Consider the following 18,183-nt stretch of genomic DNA (forward strand, 5'->3'; position numbering starts at 1 on the left):
TCGCGGCGACGCGCGAGCGCTCGTGGAAGGCCGTGCCCGGTGCGCGCGGCGTGGCCCCGGTCCCGGCTCCCGGTGGCGCGCTGGCAAGCGGTGCGTGCGCGGATGAAGGGGACTCACGGAAGCGCGTGAGCGAGTTGGGCTCGGAGGCAGGAGGCTCGCGGCGCGGAGTCGGTTCCCTGGGAACCGTCCTGTCTCCCGGACGACCGGCTCCACCAAACAGGACGGACCGGAGCAGGGGCGCTCCCGGCGGCCGGCCCGCGTCGATGGGCGCGGGCTCTCGCGTGTCGGGCGTTTCAGGGAGGACCGCGGACGTCTCTCGAAGCAGGGCGGATGCGAGCATGGCTCCGGGGACTGCAAGCCCCCGGCCGTCGCCTCACGCCCTCATGCCGCTACGGCGCGCTCAGCGACAGCAGCTTGCCGGTGGGGACCGTGCGGTGGTCCTTGATGTGGTTCCACTTCATGATGTCCTCGACGGACACGTTGTAGCGCTGGGACACCGACCAGAGCGTCTCGCCCTCGGCCAGGGTGTGCACCTTGCCCTTGGGACCCACGGGGGCCTGGCCCGCGACGGTGTTCGCCACGACGATGGTCCCGCCGCGCTCCTCCACCTTGGCGGGCGCCGCGCTCTTGGCGTCCGACGGCCACACCGCCAGCAGCGTGCCCACCGACAGCGTGCGGTTGCGGCGGGGCAGGTTGTTCCACTTCTTCAGGTCGTCCACGGACACCTGGAAGCGGTTGGCGATGAGCCACAGGCTGTCGCCGTCCTGCACCCCGTACGTCACGCGCGTCTTCCCATCCACCTTCTCGGTCTTCACGGGACCCGCGGCCACGGGCCCCTTGGGCGTTCCGGCGGGCACTTCGTCCTCCGGCCGCGCCACCACCACGCCGCTGCGCCGCGCCTGCGCGACCTTCGACGCCAGGGCGCCACCCGCTTCGCCGCTGCCGCCCCGGCCGTTCGCCGGCACCGGAATCACCAGCTCCGTGCGCAGCTTCAGCGTCCGCGCGTTCTTCAGCCGGTTCATCTGGAGGATGGCCTCGGGCGCCGTGCCGTACTTCTGGGCGATCTGCGACAGCGTGTCGCCGCGCTTCACGGTGTGCACCCGGAACGTCAGCCGGTCCGCCGGCGACAGCTTCTGGAGGTTCTCCGCGAAGAGCGTCGTGGTGCCGCGCGGCAGCTTGAGCACGTAGGGCTTCGAGGTCGTCGCGGGCGGCGTGCACCAGCGCCGCAGCTCCGGGTTCAGCTCCTGCACGTCCGTCACGCTCACCCCGGCCGCGCGCGCCACCACGTCCAGGTCGGTCGCGTCCGTGAGCTTCACCTCGTCGTATTCCAGCGTGGCCTCGTACTGGAACTCCTCCTCGGAGAAGCCGAACGCGGTGGGGTTCTTCGCCACCAGCGCCGCGGCGATGAGCTTGGGCACGTAGTGCTTCGTCTCCTTCGCCAGCCCGCGCTCCTCCGCCAGCACCCAGAAGTCGTTCGTCCCGTAGCGCTCCACCATCTTGCGCACCCGGTACGAGCCGGTGTTGTAGCCCGCCCACGCCAGGTACCAGTGGCCCAGCTCGCCGTAGAGGTCCTTCAGGTACGCCGCCGCCGCCTGCGTGGCCTTGATGGGGTCGCGCCGCTCGTCCACCCAGAAGTCCTGCTTGAGGCCGTACTGCTTGCCGGTGCTGGAGATGAACTGCCACGGCCCGGCCGCGTGCGCCCAGGAATAGGCGTTCGCGGAGAAGCCGCTCTCGATCATCGCCAGGTACACCGTGTCCCGGGGCAGGCCCTTCGCCTCCAGGATGGGCTGCATCACCGGCAGGTAGCGCGTGGAGCGCGCCATCCACTTGCGGAACCACTTGCGGCCGGGGCCCTGGAAGAACTGGATGTACTCGGCCACCCGCGGCTGCATGTCCACCGGGATGTCGTAGCGGTCCTTCACCCGCGAGATGTCGAAGGTCGCCAGGTCCGTGATGCGCGCCAGCGCCGGGGGCGTGTCGTCCTCGCGGAAGGTCGGCTCCTCCAGCGCGTCCAGCATCCGCAGCCGCAGCGGGTTCGTCAGCCCCAGCCGCCGCAGCGACTGCATCATCTCCGCGTTCGGCTTCGACTCGGGGTCCAGCGTGGCGCCTTCCAGCGCGCGAAGCTCTTCCAGCTCGGCGGACTCGGACTCCACCTCGTCGCTGTCCTCGCCCTCCTCCATCATGGGGACCGGAGGCGCGGCCAGCGTGCCGTCCGCCGTCAGCGAAGGTGCTTCCGAGGAGGGAACCGCATGCACGCCCGGCGGTGGCACGGGTTTCGGCGCCACCCCCGGCGGGGAGGGGACCGAGGCCAGGGCAAGCAGGATGAGGGAGAGAGGCGGCATGGGAACGCCAGGCGATGTCGCCCAGAAGCAGGCGAAGGCCGCAGTATTCGCCAGCTTTCTTGACAGTCAAACAACAAGTCGCTCGGTGTGCCCCCCGAATGGACACCGAGTGGGAGCGAGCGCCCTATTTCGACGGGGGCTCCGCCGCTTGCCCGCTCTTCTCCGGTCTTCCGTGACCCGGCCCGAGCACGCGGGGCAGGTAGGTGGCGAAGTCGAAGTGCGGCGAGTTCTCCGTGTTGTGGCAGGTGACGCACACGGCCTGTCCCGGCTTGCCCACGATGGTCTTCGGGCTGGGGGCGTCCACATGACGCGAGCCGGGGCCGTGGCAGCTCTCGCAGCCCACGTCCTCGCGTCCGGCCACCTTGTCCAGCCGGCACACGCCGCCGGGCTGCTGCCAGCCGGTGACGTGACAGCCGACGCAGTTGAGGTGGTGCTGCTTGCCCACCTCCTCCAGCGTCGCCCACGCGTGGTGGTGCTTGGTGCCTTCCCACACGGCGGTCGCGTCGGGGTGGCAGTCCGCGCAGGCCGCGCTGCCGACGAAGCCCGACTGTCCCTTCGCGGGCAGCGGGCAGTCCTGGCCGTGCGCCTTCGCCCACGCGAGGTTCAGCGCGCCCACGTCCGCGTCGTAGGCCTTCACCAGCGCCTGCGTGTCCGGCGCGGTGGGCAGGTTCGACTCCAGCGGCAGGAAGCGCAGCGTGAAGCCGTTGACGTCGGTGGCGGTCGCGGGCGGCGCGGTGAGGGCGGTCTGTCTGCGCGCCGCCAGCTCGTCGCGCTTGCCCTGCTTCAGCGCCTTCAGCTTCGGGTCCAGTCCCGGCAGGGCGATCTCCTTGTCCAGGAGCGCGATGCGCTGCTCCAGCGCGGCCACCTCCCGGTCCACGTCTCCCTGCGAGGCCTGGAGCGCGAAGGGTCCCTTCGCGGCCGCGTACGTCAGGTCCAAGCGCAACAGCGAGCGCCCCTTGCTCTGCAGCGCCACCACCGGCACGTCGGAGCGCACCAGCCGGTTCTCCTCCGCGGAGAACTCGCTGGCGCTGTGGGTCGCGACCACCAGGTTCGCGGCGAGCCCCGGCAGCGCCGCGGCGGCCTGCGCGGTCTCCAGCGGTTGGTCCAACAGGCCCACCACGAAGTCCGCGCCCTGCTCCCGCGCCCGCTGGCTGGCCTTCACCAGCGCCTCGCCCGAATCCGCCGCCACCACGCCCACCTGGCGAGCCCCCGCGTCCAGCACCTTCACCTCGCCCGGCGCCACCTCCGGGAGGCCCAGCCCCCGGCGGAAGTCCGCGCCGCGCGTGTCGTCCAGCGCTCCCGTGGCGCGCACGGCGAGGCCCATGGTGCGCAGCGCGTCCGCCAGCGCCTTCGCCTTGCGCTCCTCCTGCGGCACCTGATCCGCCTTGAGGTGCGTCTCCCCGAAGAGGCTGTTGCCGCCGTCCACGTACAGCACCGGCTGGCCGCCCCTGCGCGCCTCCTGCACCTGGAACGCCGCCCGTCCGATGCCGCCGCGCATGTTCTCGCTGCAGCCGCAGGGGCCCAGGTAGCCGCGCGTGTCGGCGGAGAGGAAGAGGACCGCGCCCGGAGGCGCGGGGGTGGGGGCCTGCTTCGCCGGGGCGCCGCCTTCCTGGGGGCGCGACTCCTGGCGTCTGCAACCGGCGAGAAGCGCGCTCACGAGCACCGCGAGGACGGCCGCGCGCATCGTCATCACCAGAGGATGCTCTGCACCAGTTCGTCGATCTTCTCGCCCATCGCCTCCAGGCCATTCACCTTGGAGAGCGAGCCGTCCGCGCCCACCTGCTCGGCCAGCTTCGACAGCTCGTCGTCCGGCAGGCTGGAGAACAACACGATGGGGATGTCCTGCGTGTTGTACTCGTTCTTCAGCGTGCGGCAGATGTCCGTGCCCTTCGCCTCCGGCATGTGGATGTCCGTGAGGATGAGGTCCGGTCGCCAGCTCTGAAGCGTTTTCTCAAACTCCATGAGCGTGGAGGTGGCCACGACCTCGTAGCCCCGCGCCTCCAGGACGGCCTTCTCCATGGCGAGGGTGATCTCGCTGTCGTCAATCAGGAGGATTCTTCGCTTCTGCTCGGACACGGCGACCTTCCTTGGGGTCGGTTCTAGCCCACCACCCAGCGTCGCACCAATGCTTTCCCGTGTCGCAACCCAGGCCGGGTTCGCGGCTTTGCCCGAGGGGCGTCCCAGCCGCCGGGCGGGCGCGGAGGTCGTGGCCGTCTTTCACGGGCAACGGGACCGAAAAAGGGTAAGGAAGCGCCATGAAGCACCGCGCCTCCCGGGCCCTGGCGGCCCTCCTCCTCCTGGGGTTTCTCCTCGGTGGCCTCCCCGCGGCCGCCCTCAACCCTGGACTGGGGCAGGTCCCCCAGGACCTCGACCGTTCGTCGCCGCGCGCCACCACGCAAGGCTTCCTGGACGCGGTGCATCGCGGGGACTACCCCCGCGCCGCCTTCTACCTCTACCTGGACTACCTCCCGGCTTCCGAACAGGCCGCGCAGGGCGCCCAACTGGCGCGGAAGCTGAAGTTCGTCCTGGACCGCGAGCTGGCCGTGGAGGTGTCCGCCCTTCCCAAGGTGCCGGAAGGCGAGCCTCCGGGGGCGCGCTTCAGCTCCCTGGGCGCCATCCCGCTCAAGGGGGAGAGCGTGCCCATCCGCCTGCAACGGGTGACGGTGGACGGCGCGCCCACCTGGGTCTTCGCGGAGGCCACCGTGAAGATGGTGGACCCGCTCTTCGACGAGTACGGCCCGCTGCTCACCGAAACGCTGCCGGCCTTCTTCTTCGACCGCACCGTGCTGGGCCTGGAGCTGTGGCAGTGGCTGGGGCTCGCGGTGACGCTGCTGGGCGCGTGGATCTTCTCGTACCTGTTGGAGAAGCTGCTCCTGTCCGCCGCGATGCGGGTGGCGCGCTGGACGAAGATCACCTGGGATGATCAGCTCGTCGGCGCGGGACGGGGCCCGCTGCGGCTGCCGTTCTTCTCGCTGTTCCTCGCGCTGGGCACGTCGTTCCTGCTGCTGCCCCCCAAGCTGCGGCTCTTGAGCGACCGGGTGAGCTACTCGCTCGTCATCGTCGCGGTGTCGTGGTTCATCCTGCGCTTCCTCCGGGTGTCGGAGGCGTTCGTCCAGAGCCGCGTCACCACCGAGGGGGGAAACCAGCCCCGCGCGCGCTCGCTGCGCACGCAGCTGGCCGTGCTGCGCGCCGTGTTCGAGGTGGCCACCTACGTCATCGCCGCCGCGCTCCTGCTGATGCAGTTCGAGGTGGTGCGCAACGTCGGCGTGTCGCTGCTCGCCTCCGCCGGCATCGCCGGTCTGGTCATCGGTCTCGCCGCGCAGAAGTCCATCTCCACGCTGCTCGCCGGCATCCAGCTGTCCATCACCCAGCCGGTGAGCATTGGGGACCAGGTGCTGGTGGAGAACGAGTTCGGCGTCGTGGAGGAGATCACCCTCACGTATGTCGTGCTGCGCATCTGGGACCAGCGCCGGATGGTCATCCCCATCACCCAGTTCCTGGACAAGCCCTTCCAGAACTGGAGCAAGGGCTCCCCGGAGATGATGGGCACCGTCATCCTCCAGGTGGACTACATGGCGGACATCGACGCGCTGCGCGCCGAACTGGACCGCATCCTCGCGAACGAGGGCAAGCACCTGTGGGATGGCCGGGTGAAGACGCTGGTCGTCTTCGACGTGATGGACAAGACCCTCACCGTGCGCGCCCTGGTGAGCGCGGCGAACTCCAGCCAATTGGGCGACCTGCGCTTCCTCGTGCGCGAGCGGCTGGTGCTCTTCCTGCGCGGCCGTCCCCAGTGGCTGCCCATGGTGCGCAGCGAGTCCCGCGCCGCCCAGCTGCCCCCGCCTCCCAAGGACGATCTGGAGGAGGCCACGGCGGGCGCCCCGGAGCCCCGGGCCTGAATCCGGCGCCTCCGGGGGAGCGGGCGCTTGCACGGAAGTTCGCCACCCGATGAATATGTCGCCCGTCGCGACGTATGACGCGCGTAAGAGCAGTCGCACCCTCGCTGGGGAGTCCAAGAGATGAAGCGTCCTGTCACGTTGTGCGGAGCCCTGGCGCTCCTGGCCGTCGCCGCGCCGCTGACCGCGAGCGCCCAGGAGCGGGGTCGCACCGACGGGCCCGAGGAGTCGGAGTACGGCGCGGGCGGCTACGGCGACAACCGCCGGGGCGTGTCGCTCCAGTTCGACTGGGGCGCGGCCATCAACGCCCAGAAGAACCCCGCGGGCGCGCCGGAGGGGCCGCCGCTGTTCGTGGGCGCCACCGTCTCCCTCTGGGGCGATGACTGGTACCGCCTGGACGCCAGCGGCGCCTACGTGTTCGACGGAGGCCGCTTCATCGGCAACGTGGGCCCCACCTTCCGCACCTGGGGCTGGCCGGTGTCCTTCACCCTGGGCATCAAGGCGGGCGCCATCGTCATCCCGGAGGGCGAGGGCCTTCGCTTCGCCCTGTCGCCGCAGGTGGGCGCGGAGCTCTTCCTGGGCCGCCGCGACCGCGTGCTCATGGGTCTGCACTACTCGCCGGACATCCCCATCGGGGGAGGAGGAGTGACGAACCGGTTGTTCATGAACATCGGATACCGGTTCTAACGTCGCCATGATCGCCCAACTGCTCGCCGCCGCTGTCGCGTTGACCGCCGCGCAGGCGCCTCGTGCCTCCGCGCCCCCGGTCTCGCTGCCGTTCCCGTCGGGGGACGTGCAGACCTACAACATCATCCAGTGGGACCCGAACCAGCTGCCGCGCATCTACGAGCGCTCGGATCAGCTCCCGCTCACGGATGAGGAGCTGACCAAGCTGTCCCAGGCCGGCTTCGAGCCCGCCCAGCTGGTGAAGATGATTGAAGAGCGCCGCTGCTCCTGTGACGCCAGCGCGGACGGCCTCATCCGCCTGAAGAAGGCGGGCGTGGACAAGACGGTGCTGGCGGCGGTGTCGCGCCACGGCCTGGCGCCCAACCGGCAGCTGGACGTCCTGGTGACGCTGGACTTCACCGGAGAGAGCCGCACCGCGCGCGAGGCGTTCCTCTACTTCTTCGTGGACGACGGGGACATCACCCGCGTGTTCTCCGCGAACCTCCCGGAGCTGCTCCAGCGCAGCAACAGCCACGAGACGATGGTGGACCGCAGCGACATCATGGTGGCCCGCACGGTGCGCCGCATCCAGCTGGCGGGACACGTGCCGCTCAAGACCTACGGCGCGCACCGCGTGCTGGTGGCCGCCAGCGCCAGCCCCACGCTCACGCACCCCTCGCAGCTCACCCCGCAGGAGCGCGCGAAGGCGCAGACGTACACCTTCGACTATCCGCGCGCGTCCTTGCAGAGCCTCTGCCGGCTGACGGCCGGCTACCGCCGCGACGCGGTGCTTGCCTACAAGTGGAACTTCGAAGGCAGCCGCTTCGAATGCGAATGGAACTAGGAGTCGACCCGACCATGAACACCCGCCGCCTGCTGCTGTCCGCCCTCGTCGCCGTGTCGCTCGCCGGCTGCGCGGGCCCCCGCGCCTTCACGCGGGGCACCTATGAAGACCCCAACACCATCGAGATGCTGGGGGACCGCTTCAACGAGAACGACCTGCAGCTCATCGCGAAGAAGATGGCCGAGTCGCTCGCCAGCTCTCCGCGCTTCGCCCAGGCCCCGCCGCAGGGCCAGTCCCTGCCCATCGTCCTCGTGGGCAAGCTGCGCAACAGCACCAGTGAGCACATCGACATGCGCTCGCTGGCGGACAAGATCCAGACGGCGCTCGCGCAGACCGGCCGCTTCGCGCTGGTGGACCAGGCCGCGCGCCAGGACATCGCGGAGGAGTACGAGTACCAGCAGTCCGGCTATGTGAACCCGAACGCCGCGAAGGCCCCGGGCCAGCAGGCGTCGGTGGACTTCCTGATGACGGGCGACCTCGCCTCCATCATCCAGGAGGTCGGCCGCGACAAGCTCGTCTATTACAAGATGACGGCGAAGCTGAACGACGTGCGCACCGGGACGCTGGCGTGGACGGACGAGAAGCAGATCCGCAAGAAGTTCGAGAAGCAGGGCGTGAGCTGGTAGCCGTCCCCGTGTCCAACCTCCCTGACATCGTCCCCCAGGCCCCACGCGCTCCCGTCCGTCCCGCGGCCGCGCGCTGGGGCCTGTTGTTCGCCGTGGCCTTGAGCGTCCTGGGCACGGGCTGCGCCAGCGACTACGTGGCGCGCACGGCCTCGGCGCGCTGGGCGTACCAGTCCTCGGACTACCCGCGCGCGCTGAGCGCGCTGGATGCCGAGCAGCGGGAGTCCCCGGAGCGCGACCGGCTCCTGCTGCTGCTGGACCGGGGCATGGTGCTGCACGCGGCCGGCCAGTGGGAGGAGAGCACGAAGGTGTTGGCGGAGGCGGACCGGCTCAGCGGCGAGCTGGACATCACCTCCGTGAGCGAGGAGGCCGGGGTGCTGCTCAGCAACGAGCGGCACCGCGCCTACCGGGGAGAGGACTTCGAGAAGCTGATGATCTCCGTCCTCCAGGCGCTCAACTACACGGAGCTGGGCCGGGACGAGGACGCGCTCGTGGAGGTCCGCCGCGTCAACGAGCGCATCGAGAAGATGATCGTCGACGAGAAGAAGCCCTACGAACAGCTGGCCATCGCCCGCTACCTGGGCGGCGTGTTGTACGAGGACCAGCGCGAATGGGACTCGGCCTTCATCGACTACATGAAGGCCTATGAGCTGGAGCCCCGGCTGGGCGGGCTGGCGGAGCCGCTGCTGCGGCTGGCGAAGAAGACCGGCCGCGACGACGCCTACGACACCCTGTCCCGGAAGTTCTCGGGCGTGGCGCACGACCCGCTCGCGCCAGGGGACGGGCAGCTGGTGGTGGTGGTGGAAGCGGGCCTGTCTCCGGAGAAGCAGCGGATGTCGCGCTCCAGCGGTGACTCCGGGGAGCTGATTGAAGTGCCCGTCTATCGCGACCGCGGCGGCACACCGCCGGTGCGTGTGTCGGTGGAGGGGCAGGCGGAGCGGGCCATCACGGTGACGTCGCTGTCGCGCGTGGCCCAGGTGCACCTGAACGACCGCATCGGCCGCATGCTCGCGAAGCAGCTCGCGGGCGCGGTGGCGAAGGCGGGCCTGGCCGCGGGCGTGGGCGCGCTGACCAAGAGCAAGGAGCTGGGGGTGCTCACCTTCCTGGTGCTCAACGCGGGCAACCAGCCGGACCTGCGCTCGTGGCTCTCACTGCCAGCGGAGTTCCAGGTGGCGCGATTCCGGCTTCCTCCGGGAAAGCACACCGTCCAGGTGGACGCGCCGGGCCGGCCGACGACGCACCTGGTGGACGTGAAGCCGGGACGGGTGGCGGTGCTCGTGGTGCGAAGCTACTGACCCGGGCGTTTTGGGAGTAGGGTGCGCGCCCCATGTCGCCGGTCGTGGCCGAAGTCCTCCTGTATTCCTTCATCGTCGTGGTGAGCGCGCTGTCTGGCGCGAGCGTGGTCATCTTCAACGACCGCTCCACGCGGCTCGTGACGTTCCTGGCCTTCGCGGCGGGCGTGATGTTCGGCGCGGCCTTCTTCCACATGCTCCCGGAGGCGTACGAAGGCGGGGGCTGGTGGGCCTTCGCGCTGGTCCCCATGGGGTTCCTCTTCGTGCTGGTGCTGGAGCGCTACCTGCTCGCCCACGCGTGCGAGGAGCCGCCGGACTGCGCTGAACACGTGCACGGCCACGCGCTGGGCCTCAGCGCGTTCCTGGGGCTGTCCACGCACACGCTCTTCGACGGCATCGCGCTGGGCTCCTCCGTGAAGGAGGGCGTGGGCGCCATGGCGCTCCTGGCCATCACCGCGCACAAGGTGCCCTCGTCGCTGTCGCTCGCGTCCATCCTCCAGGCGGAGGGCAAGAAGCGCGGCACCATCCTGGCGTACACCGCGCTGTACGGCCTGATGGTGCCGGTGGGCGCGGTGCTCTACTTCGGCTTCGACGCGGTGCTGCGCTTCGAGTCCCTGGCGCCCAAGGCGCTGGCCTTCTCCGCGGGCACCTTCCTCTACATCGCCGTGTCGGACCTGCTGCCGCACGTGAACAAGCACGGCAGGGACAAGCCCGGACGCAACCTGGTGGCATTGGCAGCCGGGTTGCTGGTGATGTTCGTGCTCGCGCGGGTCCTGGGACACACGGAGCACTGAAGGCGCCATGGAACGACGCAAGGACTGGTACGAGCACCCGGAGTACTACGAGGCCATCTTCGGCACCGACACCGTGCGCGAGGCGGACTTCCTCCAGGCGTTGAGCCAGCGCTACGGCACGGGGGGCAACCAGTGGCTGGAGCCCGCGTGCGGCGCGGGGCGGCTGGTGGCGGAGGCCGCGGGGCGGGGCCTGCGCGTCGCGGGCTATGACCTGTCGGAGGCCATGCTCGCCCACGCGCGCAAGCGGCTCACCCCCGCCGAGCGCCGCCGCGTGAAGCTGTCGCAGGCGCGCATGGAGGACTTCTTCGACCCGGCGTTGGAGGGCCGCGTGGACCTGGCCCACACGCTGGTGTCCACCTTCCGCTACCTGGACAGCGAGAAGGCCGCGGTGGAGCACCTGTCCGGCACCCGCCGCCTGCTCAAGCCGGACGGCATCTACGTGCTGGGCTTCCACCTCACCGACTACGCGCGCTCCGGCCCCGAGCACGAGCGCTGGGTGGGGCAGGTGGGGCGCGACAAGGTCGTCTGCAACACGCACGAGGGCCTGCCGGAGAAGCAGCTGCGCCGCTCGCCCATGCGCAACCGCCTGCGCGTCACCGGACCCGGCAAGGACTGGCTCATCGAGACGACGTGGCACTTCCGCACCTACGACGAAGCCCAGGTGAAGCGCCTGTTCCGCAAGTCCGGTCTGCGCGTCGCCGCCACCTTCGACTTCGACTACGACCTGGAGGCACCCGTGGGGCGCGGCAGTCCGCGCCTGGACCGCGTGTTCATCCTGAAGCCGGACGTGGGCGCCGCTCCCTGAAGCACGCGCTGACCGGTATGGAATGACCCCAGGTGCTCCCGCTAAGCGGGACACCGAGGGGCGCGTCAGGCCTTGGGGCTCAAACGGTGCCGGGGTTGCGTTCCATCAGGACGCGCCTGCGTTCCATCAGGACGCAGTGGAAGAGGGCCGCTGCGGAGAAGCCGCTGGAATCACAGGGCTTTGTTCCTGGCACGACATCCGCAAAGCGTCCCGCCCATACGCCGGCAACGGTGTGTACCGCATCCAGATGCTTCCGGAGCGCGGAAGGAGGGGCCGCTCCTTCCGCGCTCTCCATCTGGATCCGCACCTCCTCGTCATCTCCGATAGAGTCCGCGTCTGATTTCTGGACGGCTTCGCCGGTCGGCGGTGGCGTGGCTTCCGCACGGGAGGCGAGGGGATGCAAGACGAGTTGGCGCAGCTCATGGCTGCGCTCAGGGATTCCAGGGACTTCGAAACGGCGGCGGCCGCGACGTTGCGGCGGATGCTGACCGTGGCGGAAGCCGCGGTGGCGGCCAGCCGCTATGCGGGGCGGGCCCGGGTCCTGCGCGGCATCGTCCACCTGCGTCCCGGAGAGGCGTACCGGCGGCTGGCGGCGCTGGACGTGGGCGGCAAGGAGACCACGGACGCGGGCGTCGGGACGCCCTTCTTCACCTCCGCCACGGCCTGGCGCGCGGTGGTGGAGCACCGGTGCGCGGTGTCCATCGACGTGAACATCGGCACGGTGCAGCCGCACGCGCCGGACGCGCCGGTGACGGGGGACCCGGGGCTCGCGGGCTTCCACAGCAACGAAAGCAAGCAGCGCTTCCTGGGCCGCCACGCCACGCACGTGTGCGTGCTGCCCCTGCGCACGCCCGCGGGCATGGAGGGCATGATTTCGCTGGAGGCGGACTGCCTCGCCGCGATGGGCCAGGAGTTCGTCTGGCGCGACGCCGGGGACCTGCTCCAACTGCTCACGGACATCGCCGCGCCGTACCTCACCGCGCTGCCGCAGCGGCCGGTGGCCACTCCGGAGGTGGACGAGTTCCTTCCCGTGGTGGGCCACTCCATGGCGGAGCTGCTCCCCATCCTCCGCGTGTTCGCGCTCCAGGACGAGACCATCCTCGTGAGCGGCGCCACCGGCGCGGGCAAGTCGCGCCTGGCGCGCTGGTGCCATGAGCGCTCCAACCGCCGGGGCAAGCCCTTCGAGACGCTGGACCTCGTCACCGTGCCGGAGGACCTCCAGATGGCGGAGCTCTTCGGCTGGAAGAAGGGGGCCTTCACCGGCGCGGTGCGCGACGCGCCGGGCGTGGTGGCCCGCTCGGACGGGGGCACGCTGTTCATCGACGAAATCGACAAGCTGTCGCTGAAGGCGCAGGCCGGCCTGCTGCACCTCTTGGAGTCGCGCAGCTATCGGCCGCTGGGCGAGGGCACCGGCGAGAAGCTCGCGGACGTGCGCTTCATCATCGGCACCAACGCGGACCTGCACGCGCAGGTGCGGGCCGGGCGCTTCCGCGAGGACCTGTACTACCGCGTGAACGTGCTGCCCGTGCGCATGCCGCCCCTGCAGGACCGCCAGGACGAGATCCCCCTCTGGGCCCGGTACATGGTGAACCGCCGCCACCGCGAGCGGATGCCGGAGGGCTCCGCGCGGCTGGCCTCGGAGGCGGAGCACCTGCTGACCACCAGCACCTGGCCGGGCAACCTGCGGCAGCTCGACAACATCGTGCGGCGCGCCTACACGCTGGCGATGGTGGAGCAGGCGGCCGGCGCGGGCGACCTCGTGCTGCAGGAGAAGCACGTGGCGCGCGCGCTGGACTACGAGCAGGCGCCGGGCGGCCGTCCCCTCCCCGAAGCGCTGCGGGCCGCGGCGCAGGCCTTCGTGGGCGAGGCGCGCAGGCGCGGGGCTCCGCTGGACCTGGACTGCGCGGACGGCTTCCGCGGACTGGTGCTGGGGCTGGCCATCCGCCAGGTGGGCCGCGACGAGGCCTTCCGCCTGCTGGGCCGCGAGAGCCTGGTGAAGAACCGCAACCACCACAAGGCGCTCAAGCGCGAGCTGGAGAAGGTGGACGTCCTCTACAAGGCGTTGGGCGAGGGGGGCTCGCCCTTCTCCGACCTGCTCGAGAACGAAGACGCCGAGTAGCCTCGCCGCCCCCGCGCCCCATCCGCTGGGGCGCGGAGCGTGGCGGCCTCAGTGCACGTTGCTGCCGAGCAGCTCGTAGTTCTCGTCGCGCAGGCCCACCAGCACGCTGGATCCGTTGTCCATCACGCGCAGCTCGCCGTAGCGCGCCTTCGCGAAGCGCTCCGCGTGGCCCTCCTGGAAGAAGAAGGCCTCCGCCCCCAGGCGCATCTGCGAGTTCCGGATGCGGAAGTGCAGCCGCACCTCGCCCGGGGCCAGCGGGGTGCCCGGCGTCTCGTAGCGGACGAACTCGCCCACGTTGTGCTCATTCAGGTGCAGCACGATGTTGCCGTCCTCCTGGGGTTCCTCGCGGCCTTCGCGCCAGCCCTGGTTGATGGCGTAGTCGAGCACCATGTAGTCGCCCTGGATGAGCGAGCGGGGATCGACCGGCGCCAGCCGCAGCAGCACCGGCTGGCCCTGGGCCAGCACGGTCTCCTTCTGCACGACGAGGAACGCGATGGCGAGCAGCACCACCGCCAGCCCTCCGAAGATGACGACGCCGCGTTTCATCGCGCCTCCGCGAGCACGGCGGGGTCCCGCCGCAGGACGAACTGCCGCACGCCCAGCAGCACCAGGCCTCCGCCCACGAGCGCGAGCGCCTTGGCCAGCAGCGTGAGCTGGAGGTCGTAGTAGTAGAACGACCCGAACGTCAGCAGGAAGGCCGCCGCGAGCCCCAGCATCACGCGGCTGCGGCGGTGGAAGCCGAGCGTCAGCATCAGCCCCGCCATCAGCACGCCAGGAGTGTGCAGCGTCATGACGGTGAGGAGCAAGAGCGCGCAGGCCGCCGGGACCCAGGCACGCTTGTCCCCCGCCAGTCCCTGCTCACGCAGCACCCGCCAGCCCGTCCCCAGCGCGAGCAGGGCCAGCACGAGGGAGATCCCCGCGCGCGGCACGAAGTCGCTGGCGAAGTGGAACAGGTAGCGGAAGCCCTGCTGGGCGCCCTCGATGCTGCGGAACAAGAGCCAGCCGGGCACCGCGCACGCGAGCGCGAAGGCGATGGGGCCCACGCGGGCCCCCAGCGGTCCGCGCCGGAGTTGAGGCTCGAAGAGGAGGAAGCCGCAGAGCGCCGTGGCGCCCACCAGCATCCACGCGTCCACGCCCACGCCCCCCAGGCCTTGGTACGCCAGGACCGCGCCCGACACGCAGATGCCCACCGTCGCCAGGAAGTAGAGGATGACATCGGGGAACGTGGCGAGCAGGGCGATCCCCATCAGCATTCCCGCCAACGCCAGGAGGTCCATGTCCAATTCCTTGATGCCCAGCCCTGAAAGGAACGCTCCGACGCCCGACAGGCACAGGGCCAGGGCGAGCTGCTCCATGAAGGGCCCGCGGGTGCCGCGGCGCAGGAACACCGACGCCACGGCCAACGCCAATCCCAGGCCGGTGAGCGCCGCCTCCTCCTTCCAAAGGCCCACGCAGGCGAAGAAGCTGAGCATGAAGGCGGCGGACAGCCATGCGCCCAGCCCGGCCAGCGCCTTCACGAACCAGGGGGACGCGCCCACGGTCTTCTGCCGGACCTCCAGGGCGGTGCGGGCGCGGGCGTCTACCTCCGCGCCCACGTGGCCCTCGGCCGTCAGGCCCTCCAGGACTTCGCGCATCGTCGGTCGCAGGGCCATGGTCAGGTCTCCTCCGAAACGCCCGTGGCCTGCGACTCATGGCGCAGCCAGTACACCGCCAGCCCCACCTCGCAGATGAGCAGCAGGGGCAGGAGGAAGAGGGTCAGCTCCTCGGCGCGGGTGACCTCGATGAGGAAGTAGCCCGCCGCCGTGGTGACGAGGATGATGGCGCACAGCGCGCCCACGGTGAGCAGGAACAGCTCGCCGTGCAGGTGCCGGTGCAGGGCGTAGATGGCGGCGAAGGCCCCCAGCAGCAGCAGCAGCGACAGGCCGGTGTCGAACGCGCGGTTGTACTGGCTGACGATGAACAGGATGGACATGCCCACGAGCGGCCCCATCGCCATCAGCGCGAGCACGCGCGGCATCCACCGCCCCTGGAGCCACGGCACCCGCCGGTTGGCGAAGTGCTCGTAGGTGGCCCACGCGAACCCGTTGAGCAGCCCGAGGATCAGCGCCAGGTTCGTGCCGCGCGACTCGAAGCCGTGCATGCGCTGGCCCCAGAAGAGGATGAGGCCGGTGTTGATGAGCACGAGCTGCAACAGCCACAGCGGCGTGAAGCGCGCGAGCGCCACCCACGGGAGGATGAGCACTCCCCAGCCGATGAACAGCTCATACGGGTCCGCGCCCGTCTGGTACGTCTGGCCGAAGACGGCGAGCAGCGGGCCCACGAGCACCGCCGCCGCGAGCAGCGAGAACTGCCCCGAGGGCCGCTCCCCCAGCCGCCACGCACCCACGGCCGCCCCGGTGATGCCCAGGGCCACGAGGCCCAGCTTCGCGAAGCGTCCCAGCTCCGCCCAGTTGAAGGCGAAGAAGTACACCACGCCCGCGAGCACCAGCAGCGCGCCCAGGGCCATCAGCGTCGTGGACAGGAACGCCCTCCACGCGGAGCGCGACGGCGTGGCGACCGCCAGGTGCAGCGCGCGCCCGTACGCGTCGGGGCTCAGGATTCTGGCGTCCACCAGCGCTTGCAACCGCTCTGGCGTCGCCTCCAGGTCTAGGAAGTCTCTCGGCACGGCGCAGGACTGTACCCGGTTCGGATGACGGCGGGGATGCCGGGCCCGCTCAGTCGCCGGTGCGCTCCGCGTCCAGGAAGGCCTTCAGCTCGGGGAGCACGCGCTCGGGGCGCTCGAGTTGCGGACTGTGTCCGCAGTTCACGCGCAGCACACGGGCCTGGGGCAGCCCGCGCGCGGCCTCGTCCGCCAGGGAGACAGGCAGCGTCTCATCCCGTTCACCCCAGATGAGCAGCACGGGGACCTTCACCTCGCCCAGCCGCTCGCGGCGGTGGAACACCGGGCCCGTCAGCGGCGCCAGCGTGTTGAAGGCCCGCGCCGCCTCTGGCCTGCCGCCAGGGACGGCGAGCAGCTCATAGCCCAGCGCGCCCAGCTTCACTCCCAGCGGGGTGGGCGGCGGCGGCAGCATCCGCGCCATCGCCCAGGGCCCCAGGTTGCGCGCCAGCCGCTCCGGCCCCGCGTGGAAGAAGAGGCGCGAGGCCCGGGTCATCTCCGGCCCCAGCCCCATCGCGTCCACCAACACCAGCCGCTCCACCGGCACCGTCCCGCGAAGCGCCAGCTCCAGCGCCACCAGCCCGCCCAGGGAGTGACCGACCACCGTCACCGGCCCCGGCGCCACCAGCCCGAGCGCCTCCTCCACCGGGGCGGTGAAGAAGCGCGCCGCGTCCTCCGGGGAGCGCACGGCCAGGTCCGGGGCGGTGGACTGTCCGAAGCCGGGCAGGTCCAGGGCCAGCACCCGGTGGTGCCGGGCCAGCGCCGTCAGAGAGGGGAACGCGTGCGTCGCGCAGTGGCCGCGCCCATGGAGCCAGACCACGGTCGAACGCGCGCCCTCCGGGGGGCCTCCCTCGAGGATTCGCACCGCGCCCCCTCCGGGCAGCCAGTGCACCTGGGGCACCACGGCGGGGGCCAGCTGGGCCAGGAGGCCCGCCTCCACCGGGCCCACCGGGGGTGTGGCGCCCGGGGCCCCCGGGCGGCCGGCGGCGTCCCAGCGAGGGGGGAGGGGAGAGCGGCGGGGGGGAGGCGGGCGGGACATGGTGAGGATGACCCTTTACGGGACGGGGCGGCTTGACGGAATGTCCGGCCTACAGCGGTGTTGAGCCGGACGCCCGGGAACCCTAGGCTGCCCGCCGCCCAGGCCGACAGAGGGGACATGAACACCGACATCCGCGCGCTCACGGAGCGCGTGCAGCAGGAAAGCAGCTTCGTCGAGGTCCTCAACCAGGAGACCGGCAAGGTCATCGTCGGGCAGCGGTACATGCTCGAACGCATCCTCATTGGTCTCTTGTGCAACGGGCACGTCCTCCTGGAGGGCGTGCCTGGACTCGCCAAGACGCTCACGGTCCGGACCGTGGCGGACTCGCTCAGCGCCACCTTCATGCGCGTGCAGTTCACCCCGGACCTGCTGCCGGCGGACCTCGTCGGCACGATGATCTACAACCAGCAGACGGCCGCGTTCACCGTCCGCAAGGGGCCCATCTTCGCGAACATCGTCCTCGCGGACGAAATCAACCGCGCCCCCGCCAAGGTCCAGTCCGCCCTCCTGGAGGCCATGGCCGAGCGCCAGGTCACCATCGGCGACCAGACCTTCGGCCTGCCCTCGCCCTTCCTCGTGCTGGCCACCCAGAACCCCATCGAGCAGGAGGGCACCTACCCCCTGCCCGAGGCCCAGGTGGACCGCTTCATGCTCAAGGTGAAGGTGGGCTACCCGACCCGTGATGAGGAGAAGGTCATCATGGACCGGATGTCCGGCGGCTCCTCGCCCAAGGCCCAGCGGGTCATCGCGCTGGAGCACCTGGCGCGCGCGCGCGAGCTCGTCCACGCCATCTACATGGACGAGAAGGTGAAGGAGTACATCCTCAACGTGGTGTTCGCCACGCGCGAGCCCGCGCGGTACGGCCTCAAGGACCTGGCGGACTACATCCAGTTCGGCGCCTCGCCGCGCGCCACCATCGCGCTCGCGCAGGCGGCTCGCGCGCACGCGTTCCTGCGCCACCGCGGCTTCGTCACGCCGGAGGACGTGAAGGCCATCGCCTTCGACGTGCTCCGCCACCGCATCGCGATGACCTACGAGGCCGAGGCGGAGGAGCTCACCCAGGAGAAGATCATCCAGCGCGTCTTCGACCGCGTGGAAGTCCCCTGA

16 protein-coding genes are annotated in these 18,183 nt (G+C 70.7%); 9 read left to right on the forward strand and 7 right to left on the reverse strand.

Going from position 1 to position 18,183, the window contains the following annotated elements; translation table 11 throughout:
* Positions 1–389: 389 nt before the first annotated feature.
* From GTY96_RS34910 to GTY96_RS34920, 3 genes are all read right to left on the reverse strand, one after another.
* Positions 390–2,342, reverse strand: a complete 1,953-nt coding sequence (locus GTY96_RS34910; protein ID WP_143899957.1) for a lytic transglycosylase domain-containing protein — start codon at positions 2,340–2,342, stop codon at positions 390–392.
* A 124-nt stretch (positions 2,343–2,466) separates the two neighbouring features.
* Positions 2,467–4,026: a multiheme c-type cytochrome gene (locus GTY96_RS34915; RefSeq protein ID WP_161666996.1), complete on the reverse strand. Its 1,560-nt coding sequence runs from the start codon at positions 4,024–4,026 to the stop codon at positions 2,467–2,469.
* A gap of 5 nt (positions 4,027–4,031) precedes the next feature.
* The gene (locus GTY96_RS34920) at positions 4,032–4,418 is read right to left on the reverse strand and encodes a response regulator (RefSeq protein ID WP_143899955.1); all 387 of its coding nucleotides are present in this window, start codon (positions 4,416–4,418) and stop codon (positions 4,032–4,034) included.
* Positions 4,419–4,597: 179 nt separating this feature from the next.
* Here GTY96_RS34920 and GTY96_RS34925 point away from each other — a divergent pair, with 179 nt between their 5' ends.
* From GTY96_RS34925 to GTY96_RS34960, 8 genes are all read left to right on the forward strand, one after another.
* Complete coding sequence (locus GTY96_RS34925) at positions 4,598–6,241, forward strand: mechanosensitive ion channel family protein (RefSeq protein ID WP_143899953.1); 1,644 nt, start codon at positions 4,598–4,600, stop codon at positions 6,239–6,241.
* 120 nt (positions 6,242–6,361) lie between these two features.
* A complete protein-coding gene (locus GTY96_RS34930; RefSeq protein WP_143899951.1) occupies positions 6,362–6,925 on the forward strand; it encodes a hypothetical protein in 564 nt (187 codons plus the stop codon).
* A 7-nt stretch (positions 6,926–6,932) separates the two neighbouring features.
* Positions 6,933–7,748 carry a hypothetical protein gene (locus GTY96_RS34935; RefSeq protein WP_143899950.1) on the forward strand — a complete coding sequence of 272 codons (816 nt, stop codon included), beginning with the start codon at positions 6,933–6,935 and terminating at the stop codon, positions 7,746–7,748.
* A 14-nt stretch (positions 7,749–7,762) separates the two neighbouring features.
* On the forward strand, positions 7,763–8,374 hold the full coding sequence (gene lpoB, locus GTY96_RS34940; protein WP_143899948.1) for a penicillin-binding protein activator LpoB: 612 nt from the start codon (positions 7,763–7,765) through the stop codon (positions 8,372–8,374).
* Positions 8,375–8,382: 8 nt separating this feature from the next.
* The gene (locus tag GTY96_RS34945; RefSeq protein ID WP_186001838.1) at positions 8,383–9,666 is read left to right on the forward strand and encodes a COG3014 family protein; all 1,284 of its coding nucleotides are present in this window, start codon (positions 8,383–8,385) and stop codon (positions 9,664–9,666) included.
* 32 nt (positions 9,667–9,698) lie between these two features.
* Positions 9,699–10,457 (forward strand): ZIP family metal transporter, encoded by a 759-nt coding sequence (locus GTY96_RS34950; RefSeq protein WP_143899946.1) that lies wholly within the window; start codon positions 9,699–9,701, stop codon positions 10,455–10,457.
* A 7-nt stretch (positions 10,458–10,464) separates the two neighbouring features.
* Positions 10,465–11,262 (forward strand): class I SAM-dependent methyltransferase, encoded by a 798-nt coding sequence (locus GTY96_RS34955; RefSeq protein WP_143899944.1) that lies wholly within the window; start codon positions 10,465–10,467, stop codon positions 11,260–11,262.
* Between the two features lie 397 nt (positions 11,263–11,659).
* Complete coding sequence (locus tag GTY96_RS34960; protein WP_143899942.1) at positions 11,660–13,381, forward strand: sigma-54-dependent transcriptional regulator; 1,722 nt, start codon at positions 11,660–11,662, stop codon at positions 13,379–13,381.
* Positions 13,382–13,429: 48 nt separating this feature from the next.
* Here GTY96_RS34960 and GTY96_RS34965 read toward each other — a convergent pair whose 3' ends face one another.
* The 4 genes from GTY96_RS34965 to GTY96_RS34980 are packed head-to-tail and all read right to left on the reverse strand — an operon-like array spanning position 13,430 to position 17,076.
* Positions 13,430–13,927 (reverse strand): GDYXXLXY domain-containing protein, encoded by a 498-nt coding sequence (locus tag GTY96_RS34965; protein ID WP_143899940.1) that lies wholly within the window; start codon positions 13,925–13,927, stop codon positions 13,430–13,432.
* Positions 13,924–15,033: a DUF4401 domain-containing protein gene (locus tag GTY96_RS34970; protein WP_143899939.1), complete on the reverse strand. Its 1,110-nt coding sequence runs from the start codon at positions 15,031–15,033 to the stop codon at positions 13,924–13,926. Before GTY96_RS34970 ends, GTY96_RS34965 begins: the two co-directional genes overlap by 4 nt.
* A 2-nt stretch (positions 15,034–15,035) precedes the next feature.
* Positions 15,036–16,046, reverse strand: coding sequence for a DUF2157 domain-containing protein (locus GTY96_RS34975; protein WP_143899937.1), 1,011 nt, complete (start codon positions 16,044–16,046; stop codon positions 15,036–15,038).
* Between the two features lie 49 nt (positions 16,047–16,095).
* A complete protein-coding gene (locus tag GTY96_RS34980; RefSeq protein WP_235686091.1) occupies positions 16,096–17,076 on the reverse strand; it encodes an alpha/beta fold hydrolase in 981 nt (326 codons plus the stop codon).
* 117 nt (positions 17,077–17,193) lie between these two features.
* Between GTY96_RS34980 and GTY96_RS34985 the strand changes: the two genes are divergently transcribed.
* Complete coding sequence (locus tag GTY96_RS34985; RefSeq protein ID WP_161666998.1) at positions 17,194–18,183, forward strand: AAA family ATPase; 990 nt, start codon at positions 17,194–17,196, stop codon at positions 18,181–18,183.

The sequence above is a fragment of the Corallococcus silvisoli genome (assembly GCF_009909145.1).
In the GTDB taxonomy this organism is placed as follows: domain Bacteria; phylum Myxococcota; class Myxococcia; order Myxococcales; family Myxococcaceae; genus Corallococcus; species Corallococcus silvisoli.

Bases quoted from the DNA above. Each gene is read 5' to 3' on its own strand.
- GTY96_RS34930 (WP_143899951.1), top strand. From the start codon at position 6,362: ATGAAGCGTCCTGTCACGTTGTGCGGAGCCCTGGCGCTCCTGGCCGTC.
- GTY96_RS34910 (WP_143899957.1), bottom strand. From the start codon at position 2,342: ATGCCGCCTCTCTCCCTCATCCTGCTTGCCCTGGCCTCGGTCCCCTCC.
- GTY96_RS34915 (WP_161666996.1), bottom strand. From the start codon at position 4,026: ATGCGCGCGGCCGTCCTCGCGGTGCTCGTGAGCGCGCTTCTCGCCGGT.
- GTY96_RS34985 (WP_161666998.1), top strand. From the start codon at position 17,194: ATGAACACCGACATCCGCGCGCTCACGGAGCGCGTGCAGCAGGAAAGC.
- GTY96_RS34970 (WP_143899939.1), bottom strand. From the start codon at position 15,033: ATGGCCCTGCGACCGACGATGCGCGAAGTCCTGGAGGGCCTGACGGCC.
- GTY96_RS34950 (WP_143899946.1), top strand. From the start codon at position 9,699: ATGTCGCCGGTCGTGGCCGAAGTCCTCCTGTATTCCTTCATCGTCGTG.
- GTY96_RS34980 (WP_235686091.1), bottom strand. From the start codon at position 17,076: ATGTCCCGCCCGCCTCCCCCCCGCCGCTCTCCCCTCCCCCCTCGCTGG.
- GTY96_RS34965 (WP_143899940.1), bottom strand. From the start codon at position 13,927: ATGAAACGCGGCGTCGTCATCTTCGGAGGGCTGGCGGTGGTGCTGCTC.
- GTY96_RS34955 (WP_143899944.1), top strand. From the start codon at position 10,465: ATGGAACGACGCAAGGACTGGTACGAGCACCCGGAGTACTACGAGGCC.
- GTY96_RS34935 (WP_143899950.1), top strand. From the start codon at position 6,933: ATGATCGCCCAACTGCTCGCCGCCGCTGTCGCGTTGACCGCCGCGCAG.
- lpoB (WP_143899948.1), top strand. From the start codon at position 7,763: ATGAACACCCGCCGCCTGCTGCTGTCCGCCCTCGTCGCCGTGTCGCTC.
- GTY96_RS34960 (WP_143899942.1), top strand. From the start codon at position 11,660: ATGCAAGACGAGTTGGCGCAGCTCATGGCTGCGCTCAGGGATTCCAGG.
- GTY96_RS34925 (WP_143899953.1), top strand. From the start codon at position 4,598: ATGAAGCACCGCGCCTCCCGGGCCCTGGCGGCCCTCCTCCTCCTGGGG.